The following is a 16,357-nucleotide window of genomic DNA, read 5'->3' on the forward strand; positions in this document are numbered from 1 at the left end:
AATTGGACTCCAGCGGCGGGCCAATGCTTTTCCGCCATGCAGCAAAATAAAAAGCCCCGCTATTAGCGGGGCTTTTCAAACCGATTGTTTGAGTAAGATTACTTCTTCTCAACCAGCGATTCTTTAACCGCGTCGATGGTCAGCTCAACGCGACGATCAGACTCGATGCATTCCTTGATAGCCAGGTTCTGCTTGGAACCTTTCTTCTGGAATTTCGGGAATTTGGCCTTGCACTCGGCGGTCATCTTGGCTTCAGCGGAGCCACGACCAACGGAGGACACTTTGTCGGCCGGAACGCCAGCGGCTACGAAGTAGTTCTTAACCGCGTCAGCGCGTTCTTGCGACAGACGGTTGTTGTAGGCAGCGGAGCCCATGAAGTCGGTGTAGCCAGCAACTTCAACAGACTTCAGGTAGCCTTTGCCAGCGTTGGCTTTCAGCTTTTCAACCAGCGGGTCCAGTTCGTTCTTGGCATCGCCGCGCAGCTTGGCTTTGTCGAAGTCGAACAGTACTTTAGCGGACAGGGTGACTTTTTCTTTTTCGGAAACCAGCACCGGCTTCGGAGCTTCGGCTACCGGCTTGGCAGCTTCGCGATCGCCACATTCAACCAGGCCGTCCTTGGCCTTGTCGAAGAAGTTGGTTCTCCAGCACTCGCCGTAGTTGTTGCGAGTCACGGATTCGGTGGACTGGTCAACGGCATAGCCAGGTTTAGCAGCAAAAGCGCTAGCGGAAACCAACAGAGCAGCAACCAGGGCGCTCAGTTTCAGCTGTTTAGTCATGTTATTCCCTCTTTAATCTATAAAATGGGTAGCAATGCGGGCTGACGCAAAGACCACACGAACAATTTTACTGCAAACAACAGGGTGATCTGCAAACTGTGTTTATGCAGTTAACCCGCACTATAGAAACGCTGCAACCCCATGTCAACTTGAGGCGCCACAGATTGCGAGCAATCCGTTGCAAAAAAACATCAAAAAAAGCGTTTCTGCACGGCCTTTGTCTCGCATAAGCGACACATTACGCCTATGTGACGCGCCTACGAAACAGTGGCAGCGGATTCAGCACGGTGGCCTGATAGTTTTCGCTAAAAGTATTAAAACCATCCAACGAAGATTCCAGCGTCTTGCCTTCCTTGATGGCAAAAGCATCAAATCCGACTTGCGCCATGGAATGCAGCAGGTCTTGCCAGACATCTCCGATCGCCCGCAGTTCCCCGCGATAAGCGTAACGTTCACGCAGCAGCCGGGCATGACTGTAGCCGCGGCCGTCGGTGAAGGCCGGAAAATCGACGGCGATCAGCTCCAGCTCTGGCAAATCGGCCAGTAGCCGCGCCGGATCATCGTCCGGACTCAGCCAAACGCCAACCCGCGCCGCATGGCTGCGCCAGAACGCGCGGCGCTCCAGCCAGTCCGCCAGCGGCACGATCACATTGCCGCCCGCGGCGGTTTCTGGCAACTGGCCATTTTCATCCTGGCGCAGCAAATTCCAGTCATCCGGGCGCAACTGCCCTTGTTTAATGATGCTTGGCATACACCCGCTCCTTGAAGGGGTCAAGGCCGATGCGGCGCACGGTTTCGATAAAACGCTCGCCCGCTCCGCGCTGTTCTAGGTAAACACCCATGATGGTGGTGAAGGCCTTGGGCACATCGGCCTGGGCAAAGGACGGGCCTATCACCTTGCCTATGCTGGTGGCCGAGCCCTGGCTGCCGCCGAGGGTGATCTGATACCACTCCTCGCCATTCTTGTCGACGCCGAGAATGCCGATATTGCCGATGTGGTGATGGCCACAGGCGTTCATGCAGCCGGAGAAGTTGCAGTCGATATCGCCCAGGTCGTACAGGTAGTCCATATCCTCGAAAGTGCGTTGAATCGCTTCCGCCACCGGAATCGAACGCGCATTGGCCAAGGAGCAGAAATCGCCGCCGGGGCAGCAGATGATATCGGTCAACAAGCCGATATTGGGCGTGGCGAAGCCGTGCTGCCGCGCCAACTGCCACACCGCGTGCAAATCCCGCTCCGGCACGTCCGGCAACACAAGGTTCTGCTCGTGAGCAACGCGCAGTTCGCCAAAGCCGAAGCGGTCCGCCAACTCGGCCGCAGCGTCCATCTGCTCCGCGCTGATGTCGCCCGGCGGCACCCCGGTGCGTTTCAGCGACAACACCACCGAGCGATAGCCCTGCCGCTTGTGCGCGCGGGTATTGCGCTCCGCCCAGCGGGAGAAGGCTTTGTCCTGCGCCAGCAAGGCAGCGAATTCGGAAGACGCGCTTAGCGCCTGATAGGGCGGATCGGTGAAGAAGCTGGCGTAATGGGCGACATCCTCGTCGCGCAAGGTGGCCGGACCGCCCTTGATATGCAGCCATTCGTCCTCGACCTTGGCGGCGAAGCCTTCCACCGTCATCGCCTTGACCAGGATTTTGATGCGCGCCTTGTATTTGTTGTCGCGGCGGCCAAAGCGGTTATACACCCGCAGCACCGCGTCCAGATAGGTCAGCAGATGCGGAGTGGGCAGGAATTCCTTGACCACGTCGCCAACGATGGGGGTGCGCCCAAGACCGCCGCCCACCATCACCCTGAAGCCGACTTCGCCGGCTTCGCTGCGCACCACATGCAGACCGATATCGTGCACCCGGGTGGCCGCGCGGTCTTCCACGCTGCCGGATACCGCGATCTTGAATTTGCGCGGCAGGAAGGCGAATTCCGGATGCAGCGTGCTCCATTGACGGATGATTTCGCACCAGGGCCGCGGATCCAACAGCTCGTCGCCGGCCACGCCGGCGAAGGCGTCGGTGGTGGTATTGCGCACGCAGTTGCCCGAGGTCTGGATCGCATGCATTTCCACCGTGGACAGTTCTTCCAGGATATCCGGCACCCTGGCCAGTTCCGGCCAGTTGAACTGGATGTTCTGACGGGTGGTGAAATGACCGTAGCCTTTGTCGTAGCGGCGGGCGATGTCTGCGAGCTTGCGCAACTGGCCGCTGCGCAGATGGCCGTAGGGAATGGCGACGCGCAGCATCGGCGCATGTCGCTGCACATAGAGGCCGTTCATCAGCCGCAACGGGCGAAACTCGTCCTCGCTCAATTCGCCGGCCAGGTAGCGCCGGGTCTGATCACGGAATTGGGCCACGCGCTCGCGCACGATGCGGTGGTCGACTTCATCATATTGATACATGGGCTCTTCCAGACGGCGCTATGCCGGGCGTTTCAAGGGGCTGGCCTGGTGCAGGCCGCACTCTTTGGATTCAGGGTTTTCCCACCACCAGCGCCCGGCGCGGACATCCTCGCCCACCGAGATCGCCCGAGTACAGGGCGCGCAGCCAATGGAGGGATAGTGACGGTCGTGCAGAGCGTTGTAAGGCACCTCTTGCGCGCGCAGGTAGTCCCAGACATCGCGCTCGCTCCAGTCCAGCAGCGGGCTGAACTTCTGCAGGCCATTGTCGGCGTCGTAGGCGCTGACCTGCAGGTCCTGACGCGTCGGTGATTGCTCGCGCCGCAGGCCGGTGATCCATGCCGAGCGCCCGGCCAGCGCGCGCCTCAGCGGCTCCAGCTTGCGCACCTGGCAACAGGACTTGCGCTGATCGACGCTTTGATAGAAACCGTTGATGCCATGCAGCTTGACGTAGTGCTCGACCGCGGCGGCCTGCGGGAAATACACCGTCACCGGGTGGCTGGGATAGCGCTCTTCCACCCGCTGCATCAAGTCGTAGGTTTCCGCCGGCAGGCGGCCGGTATCCAGGCTGAAGGCGGCGATAGGCAGGCCCAGCCGCGCGATCAGATCCGTCAGCACCATGTCTTCGGCGCCATAGCTATTGGCCAGCACCACGTCCGGGTGCTCGGCGGCGATCGCGCGCAGACAGGCGGCGGCCGCGTCGAGTTTTGCTTCCAGGCTCATCAAAAGCTCCAGGCAGGAAATTTCACGACAATCCTACCCAAGCCGCTTATAAACCTAAAAGAATATTGTGTTAGTATTTAATTACTACAGGTTTTAAGAGGATGGCGTCGCATGAAGCTGCAACAACTGCGTTACTTGGTCGAAGTGGCCAAGCAAGGGCTGAACGTATCGGAGGCCGCGGAAAAACTGCACACCTCGCAGCCGGGCATTTCCAAGCAGATCCGCCTGCTGGAGGACGAACTGGGCATTCAGGTCTTCATCCGCAACGGCAAGCGGGTGGTTTCGGTGTCCGAGCCGGGCAAGGAGGTCTTGCGCATTTCCGAGCGCATTCTGCGCGAGGCGCAGAACCTGAAGCGGGTGGGCGACGAATTCTCCAAGGAGGCGGAAGGCGCGCTGACCATCGCCACCACCCACACCCAGGCGCGCTATGCGCTGCCGCCAGCCATCGCCGAGTTCGTTCGACGTTACCCCAAGGTGAGGCTGTCGATCAAGCAGGGCAGTCCCACTCAGATCTGCGAAATGGTGGTGTCCGGCGAAGCCGACCTCGCCATCGCCACCGAAGGCATCGCCTTGTACAAGGAATTGGCGATGCTGCCCTGCTATGAATGGAACCGTTCCATCGTGGTGCCGGAAGGACACGAGCTGACAAAGCTGGATCACCCTCTGACACTGGCGGACATCGCCCGCTACCCCATCGTCACTTACGACTTCGCCTTCGCCGGCCGCTCCAAGATCAACAAGGCCTTCGCCGACCAAGGCCTGGCGCCCAATGTGGTGCTGACCGCGATCGACACCGACGTGATCAAGACCTATGTCAGCCTGGGCCTGGGCATAGGCATCATCGCCAGCATGGCTTACGAGCCGGAGCGCGATCTCAATCTGCAGTTGCTGGACGCCGGCCAGCTGTTCGAGCCGTCCACCACCAAGATAGGCATCCGCAAGGACGCCTATCTACGCGGTTTCGCCTACACCTTCATCGAGTTGTTCGCGCCGCATCTGCACCGACGCGAAGTCGAGGCCGCGCTGCTGGCGCGAGATCCGGACAGCGAGGATTGAGGCTGGACCAGTCAAGCAAAACAAAACGCCCCGCTAGCGGGGCGTTTTTGTATGCGACAGCGTCGGATCAGAGCGTCAGCCCGCCGGTTACTTCAATGGCGGCGCCATTGATGTAGCTGGCCTCGTCGGATGCCAGGAAGGCGTAGACATTGGCGATCTCGGTCGGGTCGGCCATGCGTCGCATCGGCACCTTGTCTTCCATCGCCTGGATCACCTTTTCCGGCATCGACTGCAGGATGGGAGTGGCGACGAAGCCCGGGCACACCGCATTGGCGCGGATGCCCTTCTTGCCCAGTTCCTTGGCCCAGGTCTTGACGAAACCGATCACGCCGAACTTGGATGCGGCGTAGTTGGTCTGGCCGAAGTTGCCGTAGACGCCCACCACCGAGGACGCGTTCAGGATCACGCCGCCGCCCTGCTCCACCATGGTGTCGATCACCGCGCGGGCACAGTTGTAGACGCCTTTCAGATTGATGTCGATCACCTTGTCGAACTGGTCCTCGGTCATCTTCATCAGCTGCGCATCCATGACGATGCCGGCATTGTTGACCAGCACGTCGATGCGGCCGCGGCGGTTTTTCAGGTCGGCCACCATTTCGGCGATCTGGCCCTTATTGGTCACGTCCACCTTGTAGCCGATGGCCTCGCCGCCGGCTTGCTGCAGTTCATCGACCACCGCGTTGACGGCATCCAGATTGAGGTCGCAAACGGCGACGACCGCGCCTTCCTTCACGAATTTCTCGGCGGTCGCCTTGCCGATGCCGCTGGCGGCGCCGGTGATGATGGAGACTTTACCTTTCAAGCGCATGGATTTTCCTTACTGACTTTGTAGATAACAGGCAATCCGCCCAGAGGCCGGATCCAACAACTCCACCATCGACCATCTACGGCCAAACACCTGTTTTTATTGAATATTTTTCTTATTGAAAAATAAAAGCGGGAGTTTGTGCGCCGCAGCCATTGCAGCGCACAAGACGCACTGCAATATAGCGCACTCACTCCCGCCGGTAAAGCAACTGCTCTACAGGTCAGTTACCACTTGTAACTGCCCTGGCGCGTAGGCTTATTCCAGGCCCTTGCTGGCCAGATAGTCTTCGTAGTTGCCGGTGTAGTAGTCGTAACCGCCCTTGCCGTCCAGTTCCAGCACATGGGTCGCCAGCGAGCTGACGAACTGCCGGTCATGGGAGACGAAGATCAAGGTGCCCTTGTACTTTTCCAAGGCCATGTTCAGGGATTCGATCGACTCCATGTCCATATGGTTGGTCGGCTCGTCCATGATCATCACATTCGGCTTTTGCAGGATCAGCTTGCCGTACAGCATGCGGCCCTTCTCGCCGCCGGACAGCACCCGCACCGGCTTGCCCACCTCGTCGCCGCCAAACAGCAGACGGCCCAGCGTGCCGCGGATCACCTGTTCGTCGTCGCCTTCCTGACCCCATTCGCGCATCCATTCGGTCAGCGTCATATCGCTGTCGAAATCCGCTTCGTGGTCCTGGGCGAAATAGCCGACTTGAGCTTTCTCCGCCCACTTGATCGAACCGCGGTCCGCGCTCAGGCCTTCGGCGAACGGCGCGCTGAATGCGCCGGCCAGCAGCTTGACCAGCGAGGTCTTGCCCGCGCCGTTGGGGCCGATGACGGCCAGGCGGGCGCCGGCTTCCAGAATCAGGCTCAGGTCCTTGAACAGCACCTTGCTGTCGTAAGCCTTGTTGAGGTGATCCACCTCCACCGCCTGACGGTGCAGCTTGAACTTGTCGTCCATTTCAAAGCGGATGAACGGGTTCTGACGGCTGGACGGCTTCACTTCCACCATTTCGGACTTCAGCTTGTCCACCTGCTTCAGTCGGCTGGTCGCCTGGCGCGCCTTGGACTTGTTGGCGGAGAAGCGGGCCACGAACTCCTGCAGTTCCTGGATGCGCTCCTTGGCCTTGCTGTTGGACGACAGCTGACGCTCCCTTGCCTGAGCCGACGCGATCATGTAGTCGTCGTAGTTGCCCGGGTAGATGCGGATGGTGTTGTAGTCCAAGTCCGCCATATGGGTGCACACCGAGTTCAGGAAGTGACGGTCGTGCGAAATGATGATCATGGTGGCGTTGCGCTCGTTGAGCACGTGTTCCAGCCAGCGGATGGTGTTGATGTCCAGGTTGTTGGTCGGTTCGTCCAGCAACAGGATGTCCGGATTGGAGAACAGCGCCTGCGCCAGCAGCACGCGCAGCTTCCAGCCCGGCGCCACTTCGCTCATCGGGCCGGCGTGCTGTTCCACCGGAATGCCCACGCCCATCAGCAGTTCGCCCGCGCGCGCTTCCGCGGTGTAGCCGTCGTACTCGGCGAACTTGGCTTCCAGTTCGGCCGCGTGCATATAGTCGTCTTCGCTGGCCTCCGGGTTGGCGTAGATGGCGTCGCGTTCGCTCATCGCAGCCCACATCTCGGTGTGGCCCATCATCACCACGTCGATGACGCGCTGATCTTCATAGGCGAACTGATCCTGACGCAGCTTACCCAGGCGCAGACCGTTCTCGATGGCCACCTCGCCGCTGGTCTGCTCCAGGTCGCCACCCAGAATTTTCATAAAAGTGGATTTGCCGGAACCGTTGGCGCCGATCAGGCCATAACGGTTGCCTTCGCCAAATTTGACGGAAACCTTTTCGAACAAAGGTTTGACGCCAAACTGCATGGTAATGTTGCTTGTGGTAATCACGCTTAGGGATCCTTCAGCCAGATAGCCGTAAGTATCGGAAAAACGTGGGATTCTAGCACAGTACGGCCATTTTCCCGAGCCATCCGTCAAGGAATCGCCGAGCACCTTTTGCCAGCTTCTCGAATTCCGCTACAATCGTGAATCTTGTTTTCTATTCCCTGAGATAGGCTGAACTATGCTTACCGGTAGCTTGGTCGCCCTAGTCACCCCGATGTCGGAAGACGGCACGGTCGACTACGAGGCACTGCGACGACTCGTCGATTTCCATATTGACAATGGCACCGACGGCATTGTCGCGGTTGGCACCACCGGCGAATCCGCCACCCTGGGCGTGAGCGAGCACATCGCCGTGGTCAAGGCCGTCGTCGATTATGCGGCGGGCCGGGTCAAGGTCGTCGCCGGCGCCGGCGGCAACTCCACCGCCGAAGCGATCGAACTGAGCCATCTCTCCCAGGAGGTCGGCGCCGACTACGTGCTGTCGGTCGTGCCTTATTACAACAAGCCGACCCAGGAAGGCCTGTACCAGCATTTCAAGGCCATCGCCGACGCCAGCAAGCTGCCGGTCATCCTTTATAATGTGCCCGGCCGCACCGTGGCCGACATGAGCAATGACACCACGCTGCGCCTGGCCGAGCACCCGAACATCGTGGGCCTGAAAGACGCCACCGGCGACATTGGCCGCGCCTGCGATCTGTTCATGCGCGCGCCCGCGGGCTTCACCCTCTATTCCGGCGACGACGCCACCGGCATGGCTTTCATGCTCTGCGGCGGCCACGGCGTGATCTCGGTCACCGCCAATATCGCCCCCAAGCTGATGAGCGAGCTTTGCAAGGCCGCCACCAGCGGCAACGCCAAGCTGGCGCGCGAGATCAACGACAAACTACAAGGCCTGCACAAGCACCTGTTTATTGAACCCAACCCGATTCCGGCGAAGTGGGCGCTGATGCGGATGAAGCGGATCCCCGCCGGCATCCGCCTGCCGCTGACCCCGCTGTCCGCTGGCGCGCAAGCCGCAGTGGAAGCGGCCATGAAACAAGCTGAAGTCCTTTGAAACCATCCCCTGCTGAAATGATGGGAGACCGCATGAAACGAACCGCGCCCGCCGCGATTCTGCTGGCAACCGGCATCCTCGCCGGCTGCAGCTCGCAACAGCCGCTGACCAAGAAGCTGGACTACCAGTCCGACAAGCCCAAGACCGTCAACACCCTGGAAGTGCCGCCGGACCTGACCGCGCCGCAAGTCCAGAACAAGTACACCATCCCCGGCGCGGCCAGCGCCGCCGCCGCGGCGCAGGACACCAATGCCGGCACCCAGGCGCAACAACCAGCGGCCGGCAGTTCGGTCGCGCTGAACAAGCTGGACAACATCAAGATGGAGCGCGCCGGCACCCAGCGTTGGCTGGTGGTGTCGGGCAAGAGCCCGGAACAACTGTGGCCGGCGCTGAAAGCCTTCTGGCAGGACAACGGCTTCGTGATCAAGAGCGAAGACCCGGCAGTGGGCGTGATGGAAACCGATTGGGCGGAAAACCGCGCCAAGCTGCCTAACGACGGCCTGCGCAAGCTGCTGGAAACCGTCGGCCTCGGCAGCGTCTACTCCACCGGCGAGCGCGACAAGTTCCGCATCCGCCTGGAAAAGACCGCCAATGGCACCGAAGTCTACTTCTCCCACCGCGGCATGGAAGAAGTCTATGCCGACTCCACCAAGACCAACACCATCTGGCAACCACGCGCCACCGACCCGGGCCTGGAGGCCGAGTTGCTGGGCCGCTTCATGATGAATCTGGGCATGGCGGAAGATAAAGCACGCGAACAAGTCAAACAGACGCTGAGCGCTCCGGCCAAGCCGCAAACCCCCATCGTCGACGGCCAGCTGGTGCTCAGCGACGAGTTCGACCGCGCTTGGCGCCGCGTCGGCCTGGCGCTGGATCGCGTCGGCCTGGTGGTCAGCGACCGCGATCGCTCCCAGGGTGTCTACTTCGTCAAGCCGGCCAAGAGCGAAACCGACAAGAACGAGTCCGGCGGCTTCTGGTCCAGCCTCGCCTTCTGGAAGAGCGACGACGGCAAGTCCGCCAAGCCCACCGAACAGGAATACCGTGTGCAGATCAAGGAAAACGCGCCCGGCTCCACCACGGTGTCCATCCAGGACAAGCAAGGTAAGCCGCTGTCGGATGCGTTCAGCAAGGCAGCGCTGTCCAAACTGCAAACCGAGTTGCAATAAGCGCGGATTAGCGCGCGATAAAAAAGCCCGCTATTGCGGGCTTTTTTTGCGCCTTCTATTTACTTAAACGCCGACGGGAACAAGCAGCCCATCGTCAAGCAAAATGTAACGCTTTGTAGCAAACAGACAATAGTGTTGTTTTCATGTTGCAACACACTATTTTCTATTTGCTACAGACACAAAAAAACCGGCCATAGCCGGTTTTTTTGTCGCTGGCCAAGAACTACTTGGCAGCGGAAGCCTCAGCAGCCGGAGCGGAAGCAGCAGCCGGAGCGGAAGCTTCAGCAGCCGGAGCGGATGCCGGAGCAGCAGCCGGAGCGGATGCTTCAACAGCAGGAGCGGAAGCTTCAGCCGGAGCTTCCGCTTTCTTACCGCAAGCGGACAGGGCTACAGCCAGCAGGGCAGCAACGAGGAGCGACTGTTTCATTTTTTCATTACCTTTGAGGATAAGTTGAACAAGACGTCAGTTATCGCACGGTCTTCGAAATAAGCCGGGCGACTGAAAATCCATCAGTGCGCAAATTGTATCACGAATAAAAAGGCTGTATAGGGGGCAAAATTCCAAAAAAACACCTTTGCCCATAATCCTCTTCCGCAAAGCAGCATAGCCACAAAAACGGGCGTTTACCCCCGTCCTTGAGGCCAGAATTTGTCGATATCACTTGCGCATCCGAACAATTTCTGTGGCTATTTTGCTACATTCATCGCGAGATGCCAATAGCCTGCCAGGTATCCCTCGTATAAACATTCCCGCATGCCGACGCTAAGCGCGACTCCATCGATGCTTCTGGCATTGGCAAACCCGCGCCAGGCCGCCGCATCCGCTGCCACCGTGTCGAGTTTCTCGCCATTGCAATAGAAATCTTCGCCGCAGAACAGAATCTGGCTCTTGCGGTCCAGCACCAAACCCTGCTCCACCGCCGCCTGCTCGAATTCGTCTTCGTCCAGTTCGTCTTCGGGAGCATCGTAAAAAACATGCGCCTTGGGTTCGGTCAGGTAATGCCCAAGGAAATCACCCACCGTCGCGCGGTCCCAGCGCACCTGTTCCAGCAGACGGCTGACCTGATCGATCATGTCATCGCCGATGCGGGCAGGATCCTGCTGCAGTCGCAGGCCAGGATCGGCGTACACGCCGTCCACGCAAAGCCGGTCCTGCAGATGCACTAGGAATTGCGTCGCCAGCTCTTGCGCCGGCGGCGCGCGGAAACCGATCGAATAGGTCATGCCCGGATCCAGCGCCACGCCGTGATGAGCGCACTTGGGCGGCAAGTAGAGCATGTCGCCGTGTTCCAGCACGAACTCCTGCTCGCAGCGGAAGTCCTTCAGCACCCGGATCGGCGCGTCTTCGATGAAATCATCGTCGTGCTGGGTGGATATCTGCCAGCGCTTGCGACCGCCCACCTGCAGCAGGAACACATCGTAGGCATCGAAGTGCGGGCCGACGGTACCGCCCGGCGGCGCGTAGCTGATCATCAAATCATCCAGCCGCGCATAAGGAATGAAGTTGAAGCGCCACAGGATCTCGTCGATATGCGGCAAGTGCTGATTGACACCCTGCACCAGCAGGGTCCAATCCGTTTCCGGCAGACGGCGGAAACGCGCCGGACGGAACGGGCCACGCTCCAGGCTCCAGCGGCCGTTGCGGTATTCGATCAGGCGCGACTCGGCGTCTTCGCGGGTCGCCAGTTGCGACAACACGGAAAAGTCCGCCAGCGGACCGACATCGGTCAGCGCGCCACGTATCAGCAGCGGCTTCTTGTGCCAGTACTCGGCAAGGAATTGTTCGGGCGACATGCCGCCCAGCAATGTTGTTGTGTTCATGGCAGTTTCACGGGCTGAAACGCCCGGCAATGGTTTACAATATGGGATGCGCGCGATAGCGGCGCAGCTGAAACGCTTTAGATGGCTGCCCCGCGCCGCCATCCGCTTTATTTACCTTCCTTCACGGATCCGCACTCATGCAAATCTCCAAAAACACCGTCGTTACCCTCCACTACGAGATGTTCGACGCTGACAACAACCTCCTCGACAAGACCGAAGAGCCGATCAGCTATCTGCACGGTGGCTACGACGGCATCTTCCCGCTGGTGGAAGAAGCGTTGGAAGGCAAGGCCGTTGGCGACTCCATCGATGTCAAGATGACGCCTGACGATGCTTTCGGCGACCCGGAAGAAGAACTGATCCGCGTGGAAGATCTGGACGTATTCCCGGCAGACGTCGAAGTCGGCATGATGTTCGAAGCCGATGATCCGGAAACCGGCGATGTGCTGCTGTTCCGCGTCACCGATATCGCCGACGGCAAAGCCGTGGTCGACGCCAACCACCCGCTGGCCGGCCAGAGCATTCGCTTCGCCGCCAAGGTGGTGGAAGTCCGCGCCGCCAGCGCCGACGAAGTCAGCCATGGCCACGCCCACGGCGAACACGGCCACCATCATTGATCAGGCCGCAGGCATAGCCGGCATGGCGTCATTGTAATGCTTTTGCCGGCGCGCCGGCCCGATTTCGACAAAGGCGGCCCATGGCCGCCTTTGTCTTGATACCCCCCCGCGCTCGCCTCAGACCTGACGCAAACGCCGCCAGCGCCAGCACCCCGCCGCCAGCACCAGCGCACAAAGCGCCAACCTCAGCGCATATTCCTCATGACTGCCGGACTTGTACAACAGCCATAGCAACTGCCCGGCCAGCGGCGCCAACAGCGCCATCTGCACGCGCGCGCTCAACCCCTCCGGCCAGCCCCGTGGCCAGGCCCAAACGCAGGCGGCGTACATCGCGGCCCAGCCCAGCAACGCGCCCACCGTCACATCCAATGGCCAATGCACGCCTATCGCCAAGCGCGACAGCATCACCAAGATCACCACCGTCGTCAGCACCACGCCCCGGCGCAGCATGCCGGAATAGTAAAGAAAGCTCGCCAGCGTCGCCGACGCCATCGCGTGGCCGGACGGGAAGGAACCATTGCCAGGTAGATCATCCAGCAAGTGCACCGAGCCCGGCGGCAGCACCAGCGGCGGCCGCGGCTCGGCAAAGCCAGCCTTGAGCACGATGGCCAGAAACACGCCCATGCCACAGCCGGCCAGCAAGGCCGGCAGCTTGTCCGGCCGCCGCCAGCTCAAGGCCAGCAGCAGGGCCAGCACCGTGGGCCAGTCTCCCAATACGCTCAACAGGCGCCAGAACGCACCGGGCGCGACGCGGCCGGCCTCGTGCAAGATCAGGAACAACTCGCGATTGCAATCCGGCGATATCGCCAGCAGAAACGCCAGCGGCGATAACAACAACGCCGGCCACAGCCGGCGCAGACAGGACAACTTAAACCACATCAGTCAGCTTTCATCATTGCAAGGGTGATTCGATCCAGACCCGCCAGATCGACAATGGTTTCCACCTGCTGCAAGCCGGCGGCGGCGAACAGGCCACGTACCGCCGGCCCCTGGTCGTAGCCGTGTTCGACCATCAACCAGCCGCCCGGCAGCAAGCGCCTAGGTGCGCCGGCGGCGATCTCGCGCAGGCAGGCCAGCCCGTCGGCCTCGTCGGTCAGCGCCATTCGCGGCTCGAAGCGCACATCCCCCTGCCCCAGATGTTCGTCATCCGAGCGGATATAGGGCGGATTGGACACGATGAGATCGAAGACCGCGTCCGCGGGCAGCGCTTGGTACCAGCTGCCCTGATGAAACTCGACTTGCGCCCCCAGGCGTTCGGCGTTGCCGCGCGCGATGGTCAGCGCCTCCGGCGACAAATCCACTGCGCGGACTCGCCACTCCGGCGCTTCCAGCGCCAGCGTCGTCGCGATGGCGCCGCTGCCGGTGCCCAGGTCGACAACGCAGGCGGCGCGGCCGCCAAACCGCTGCAGCGCCGCTTCGATCAAGTGCTCGGTTTCCGGACGCGGAATCAATACCTGCGGCCCCACGGTGAAGTCGCGACCGTAAAATTCGCGCCGGCCGATCAGATAGGCCACCGGCTCGCCGGCGGCGCGCCTGGCGGCCAGCACGCGAAAATTCGCCTCTTCTTCGGCGCTCAACGCCTGTTCGGGATAGGCCACGATGCGAGCGTGAGTCAGCGCCGGCGCCGCCTGCTGCAACAGCATGCGCGCTTCCAGACGGGGCAAGGGGTAGAGGCGCAGCGCCTCGGCTATCGTCAACATGGTCGTCACAACAGGAACAGGGTGGCCAGACCCAGGAAGATGAAGAAGCCGCCGGAATCAGTGCAGGCGGTGATCAGCACGCTGGAGCCCAGCGCCGGATCGCGACCGGAACGCTGCATCAGGCAGGGAATCAGCACGCCCATGGTGGCGGCCAGCATCAGGTTGAGCAGCATCGCACCCAGCATCACCAGACCCAGCGAAAAGCTGCCGTACAGCAGCCAGGCCACGCTGCCTATCACTCCGCCCCACAACACCCCGTTGATCATGCTGACCCGCAACTCCTTGCGCCACAGCCGCCAGGCCTGGTTCAGCTGCATCTGTCCCATCGCCAGCGCGCGCACGATCATGGTGATGGTCTGATTACCGGAGTTGCCGCCAATGCCGGCGACGATGGGCATCAGCGCCGCCAGCGCCACCAATTGGGAAATGGAGTGTTCGAACACGCCGATCACGCGCGAGGCGATGAAGGCGGTGCACAGATTGATCGCCAGCCAGGCCCAGCGGTTCTTCACCGAGTCGATCACCGGCGCGAACAGGTCTTCTTCCTCTTTCAGACCAGCCAGATTCAGCACTTCGCTGTCGGATTCCTCGCGGATCACGTCCACCATCTCGTCCACGGTCAGCCGGCCGATCAGCTTGCCGGCCTCGTCCACCACCGGCGCGGTGATCAAGTCGTAACGCTCGAAGGCCAGCGCCGCGTCGGCGGCGTCTTCGTCCGGATTGAAGCTGACCAGTTCGGTGGCCATCACCTCGGACACCAGCGCGTCGGGATCGGACACCAGCAGCTTGCGGATGGACAACACGCCCATCAACAAGCCTTGCTCGTCGATGACGAAAATCTTGTCGGTGTGGGCCGGCAGTTCATCGAAGCGGCGCAGATAGCGCAGCACCACCTCGCAACTGACGTCGGCGCGGATCTTGACCAGGTCGAAATCCATCAGCGCGCCAACCTTGTCTTCATCGTAGGACAAGGCCGACTGCAGCTGGGCGCGCTCTTCCTCGTCCAGGCCGCCCATCACTTCGTACACCACCTGGCGCGGCATGTCCGGCGCCAGCTCGGCCAGTTCGTCGGCGTCCAGCTGCTCGGCGGCGTTGACCAGCTCGCCGTGCTCCATCACTTCGATCAGCGATTCCCTGACCGCGTCCGACACCTCCAGCAGGATGGCGCCGTCGCGCGCGCCGTCCACCTGATCCCAGACCAGCAGGCGTTCTTCCAGCGGCAAGGCTTCCAGGATATGCGCGACATCGGCCGGATGCAGTTGCTCCAGCTTCAGGCGCAGCGCTTCCAGATTGTAATGCGGGGCCAACGGATCCGTCGGCGCGTCGCTCGCCTCCGGACGGGATACCAGATCTTCCAACTGCCGCTGGCGCTCGATCAGGCGCTGCACCAGGGCCAGGCTTTCTTGCAGACGATCGGCGGATTGTTGCTTGAAGGCAACCGTCATGCACGTCTCCTTCCGCCTCGATGGCGCGCGGCGCGGGCGGTCGGAGGCGGGCTTTATTCTCTAACGGTAAATCGGGATTGGATTACGGGGTAACTGGGTAAGTCCATGTGTAGCCGCCATGCCTAGCGCACGGCGCACTTGAAGAAAGTCGCGATTGTAACATGCGCCCGCCCGCGGCTCCAATTGCGCCCCAGGGATCAGGGCAGCTCCACGTAAGCCATGCGCCGCTGGATGATGCGGGTCTTGCGCGCCAGGCCGGGCGCGCCACGATGGCTGTCGTAATAACGCGGATTGGGCACCATCGCGGCCAGTTTGGCCGCCTGCGCCGACGACAGCCGCGCCGCGCTCGAACGATAGTAATGGCGCGACGCCGCCTCGGCGCCAAACACGCCGTTGCCCCATTCGATCACGTTCAGGTAGATCTCGAAGATGCGTCGCTTGTCCAGCACCGTTTCCAGCATCACCGTGATCAAGGCTTCCTCCAGCTTGCGCCATGGCGTCTTGCTGCTGGACAGGAACAGATTCTTGGCCAACTGCTGGCTGATGGTGGAGCCGCCGGCGACGATCTTGCCCTTCTTCAGGTTCTTCTCGAACGCGGCCTCGATGCCGTCCCAGTCAAAACCTTCGTGGTCGACGAACTTGGCGTCCTCGGATGCGATCAGCGCGCGCTTGAGATTGGGCGAGATCTGCTCATAACTCACCCATTTGTGGCGCAGCTCGGCCTCGGGGTCATCCTGCTGCAGCTTGGCCAGCTGTTCGTTCATGAAAGAACTGGCCGCCGGATTGTGGCCGCGCCAATAGACGATATGGCCGAAGATCCACAGGTTATACAGCAGAAAGGCGGCCATCAGGGCCGCCAGCACTTTCAGGAAAAGACGCATCATCTGACTCGCAAAGCGAGCCCCCTCGCAGGGCAAGGG

15 protein-coding genes are annotated in these 16,357 nt (G+C 61.0%); 4 read left to right on the plus strand and 11 right to left on the minus strand.

The window, feature by feature from the left end; translation table 11 throughout:
• Positions 1–98 precede the first annotated feature (98 nt).
• The 4 genes from ACE3QM_RS10860 to ACE3QM_RS10875 all read right to left on the minus strand — a co-directional run bounded on the left by ACE3QM_RS10860 (position 99) and on the right by ACE3QM_RS10875 (position 3,886).
• Complete coding sequence (locus ACE3QM_RS10860; RefSeq protein ID WP_048409077.1) at positions 99–776, minus strand: OmpA family protein; 678 nt, start codon at positions 774–776, stop codon at positions 99–101.
• A 244-nt stretch (positions 777–1,020) separates the two neighbouring features.
• A complete protein-coding gene (locus ACE3QM_RS10865) occupies positions 1,021–1,527 on the minus strand; it encodes a DUF934 domain-containing protein (protein ID WP_048409078.1) in 507 nt (168 codons plus the stop codon).
• Complete coding sequence (locus tag ACE3QM_RS10870) at positions 1,511–3,166, minus strand: nitrite/sulfite reductase (RefSeq protein WP_374421793.1); 1,656 nt, start codon at positions 3,164–3,166, stop codon at positions 1,511–1,513. Before ACE3QM_RS10870 ends, ACE3QM_RS10865 begins: the two co-directional genes overlap by 17 nt.
• A gap of 18 nt (positions 3,167–3,184) precedes the next feature.
• A complete protein-coding gene (locus tag ACE3QM_RS10875) occupies positions 3,185–3,886 on the minus strand; it encodes a phosphoadenylyl-sulfate reductase (RefSeq protein ID WP_374421795.1) in 702 nt (233 codons plus the stop codon).
• Between the two features lie 111 nt (positions 3,887–3,997).
• On the opposite strand from ACE3QM_RS10875, the gene cysB reads away from it, so the two are divergent.
• On the plus strand, positions 3,998–4,942 hold the full coding sequence (cysB, locus tag ACE3QM_RS10880; RefSeq protein ID WP_048409081.1) for an HTH-type transcriptional regulator CysB: 945 nt from the start codon (positions 3,998–4,000) through the stop codon (positions 4,940–4,942).
• 67 nt (positions 4,943–5,009) lie between these two features.
• On the opposite strand, the gene fabG is transcribed toward cysB, so the two are convergent.
• Both fabG and ACE3QM_RS10890 read right to left on the minus strand, forming a co-directional pair.
• Complete coding sequence (gene fabG, locus ACE3QM_RS10885; RefSeq protein WP_048409082.1) at positions 5,010–5,750, minus strand: 3-oxoacyl-ACP reductase FabG; 741 nt, start codon at positions 5,748–5,750, stop codon at positions 5,010–5,012.
• Between the two features lie 255 nt (positions 5,751–6,005).
• Positions 6,006–7,637, minus strand: a complete 1,632-nt coding sequence (locus tag ACE3QM_RS10890) for an ABC-F family ATPase (protein ID WP_231463428.1) — start codon at positions 7,635–7,637, stop codon at positions 6,006–6,008.
• Positions 7,638–7,812: 175 nt separating this feature from the next.
• On the opposite strand from ACE3QM_RS10890, the gene dapA reads away from it, so the two are divergent.
• Positions 7,813–8,688, plus strand: coding sequence for a 4-hydroxy-tetrahydrodipicolinate synthase (gene dapA / locus ACE3QM_RS10895; RefSeq protein WP_374421799.1), 876 nt, complete (start codon positions 7,813–7,815; stop codon positions 8,686–8,688).
• A 32-nt stretch (positions 8,689–8,720) separates the two neighbouring features.
• On the plus strand, positions 8,721–9,854 hold the full coding sequence (gene bamC / locus ACE3QM_RS10900; protein ID WP_048409085.1) for an outer membrane protein assembly factor BamC: 1,134 nt from the start codon (positions 8,721–8,723) through the stop codon (positions 9,852–9,854).
• Between the two features lie 687 nt (positions 9,855–10,541).
• Here bamC and ACE3QM_RS10905 read toward each other — a convergent pair.
• Positions 10,542–11,675, minus strand: coding sequence for a cupin domain-containing protein (locus ACE3QM_RS10905; protein ID WP_048409086.1), 1,134 nt, complete (start codon positions 11,673–11,675; stop codon positions 10,542–10,544).
• A gap of 137 nt (positions 11,676–11,812) precedes the next feature.
• On the opposite strand from ACE3QM_RS10905, the gene ACE3QM_RS10910 reads away from it, so the two are divergent.
• Positions 11,813–12,292, plus strand: a complete 480-nt coding sequence (locus ACE3QM_RS10910) for a peptidylprolyl isomerase (RefSeq protein WP_048409087.1) — start codon at positions 11,813–11,815, stop codon at positions 12,290–12,292.
• A gap of 117 nt (positions 12,293–12,409) precedes the next feature.
• Here ACE3QM_RS10910 and ACE3QM_RS10915 read toward each other — a convergent pair whose 3' ends face one another.
• From ACE3QM_RS10915 to mtgA, 4 genes are all read right to left on the minus strand, one after another.
• Positions 12,410–13,171 (minus strand): phosphatase PAP2 family protein, encoded by a 762-nt coding sequence (locus ACE3QM_RS10915; protein WP_374421803.1) that lies wholly within the window; start codon positions 13,169–13,171, stop codon positions 12,410–12,412.
• On the minus strand, positions 13,171–13,989 hold the full coding sequence (prmC, locus tag ACE3QM_RS10920; protein WP_374421837.1) for a peptide chain release factor N(5)-glutamine methyltransferase: 819 nt from the start codon (positions 13,987–13,989) through the stop codon (positions 13,171–13,173). Before prmC ends, ACE3QM_RS10915 begins: the two co-directional genes overlap by 1 nt.
• A gap of 8 nt (positions 13,990–13,997) precedes the next feature.
• The gene (gene mgtE, locus ACE3QM_RS10925; protein WP_374421806.1) at positions 13,998–15,437 is read right to left on the minus strand and encodes a magnesium transporter; all 1,440 of its coding nucleotides are present in this window, start codon (positions 15,435–15,437) and stop codon (positions 13,998–14,000) included.
• Between the two features lie 197 nt (positions 15,438–15,634).
• Positions 15,635–16,318, minus strand: a complete 684-nt coding sequence (mtgA, locus tag ACE3QM_RS10930; protein ID WP_048409116.1) for a monofunctional biosynthetic peptidoglycan transglycosylase — start codon at positions 16,316–16,318, stop codon at positions 15,635–15,637.
• Positions 16,319–16,357: the final 39 nt, after the last annotated feature.

The organism is Chromobacterium sp. (assembly GCF_041912965.1).
GTDB classification, from domain to species: Bacteria; Pseudomonadota; Gammaproteobacteria; order Burkholderiales; family Chromobacteriaceae; genus Chromobacterium; species Chromobacterium aquaticum.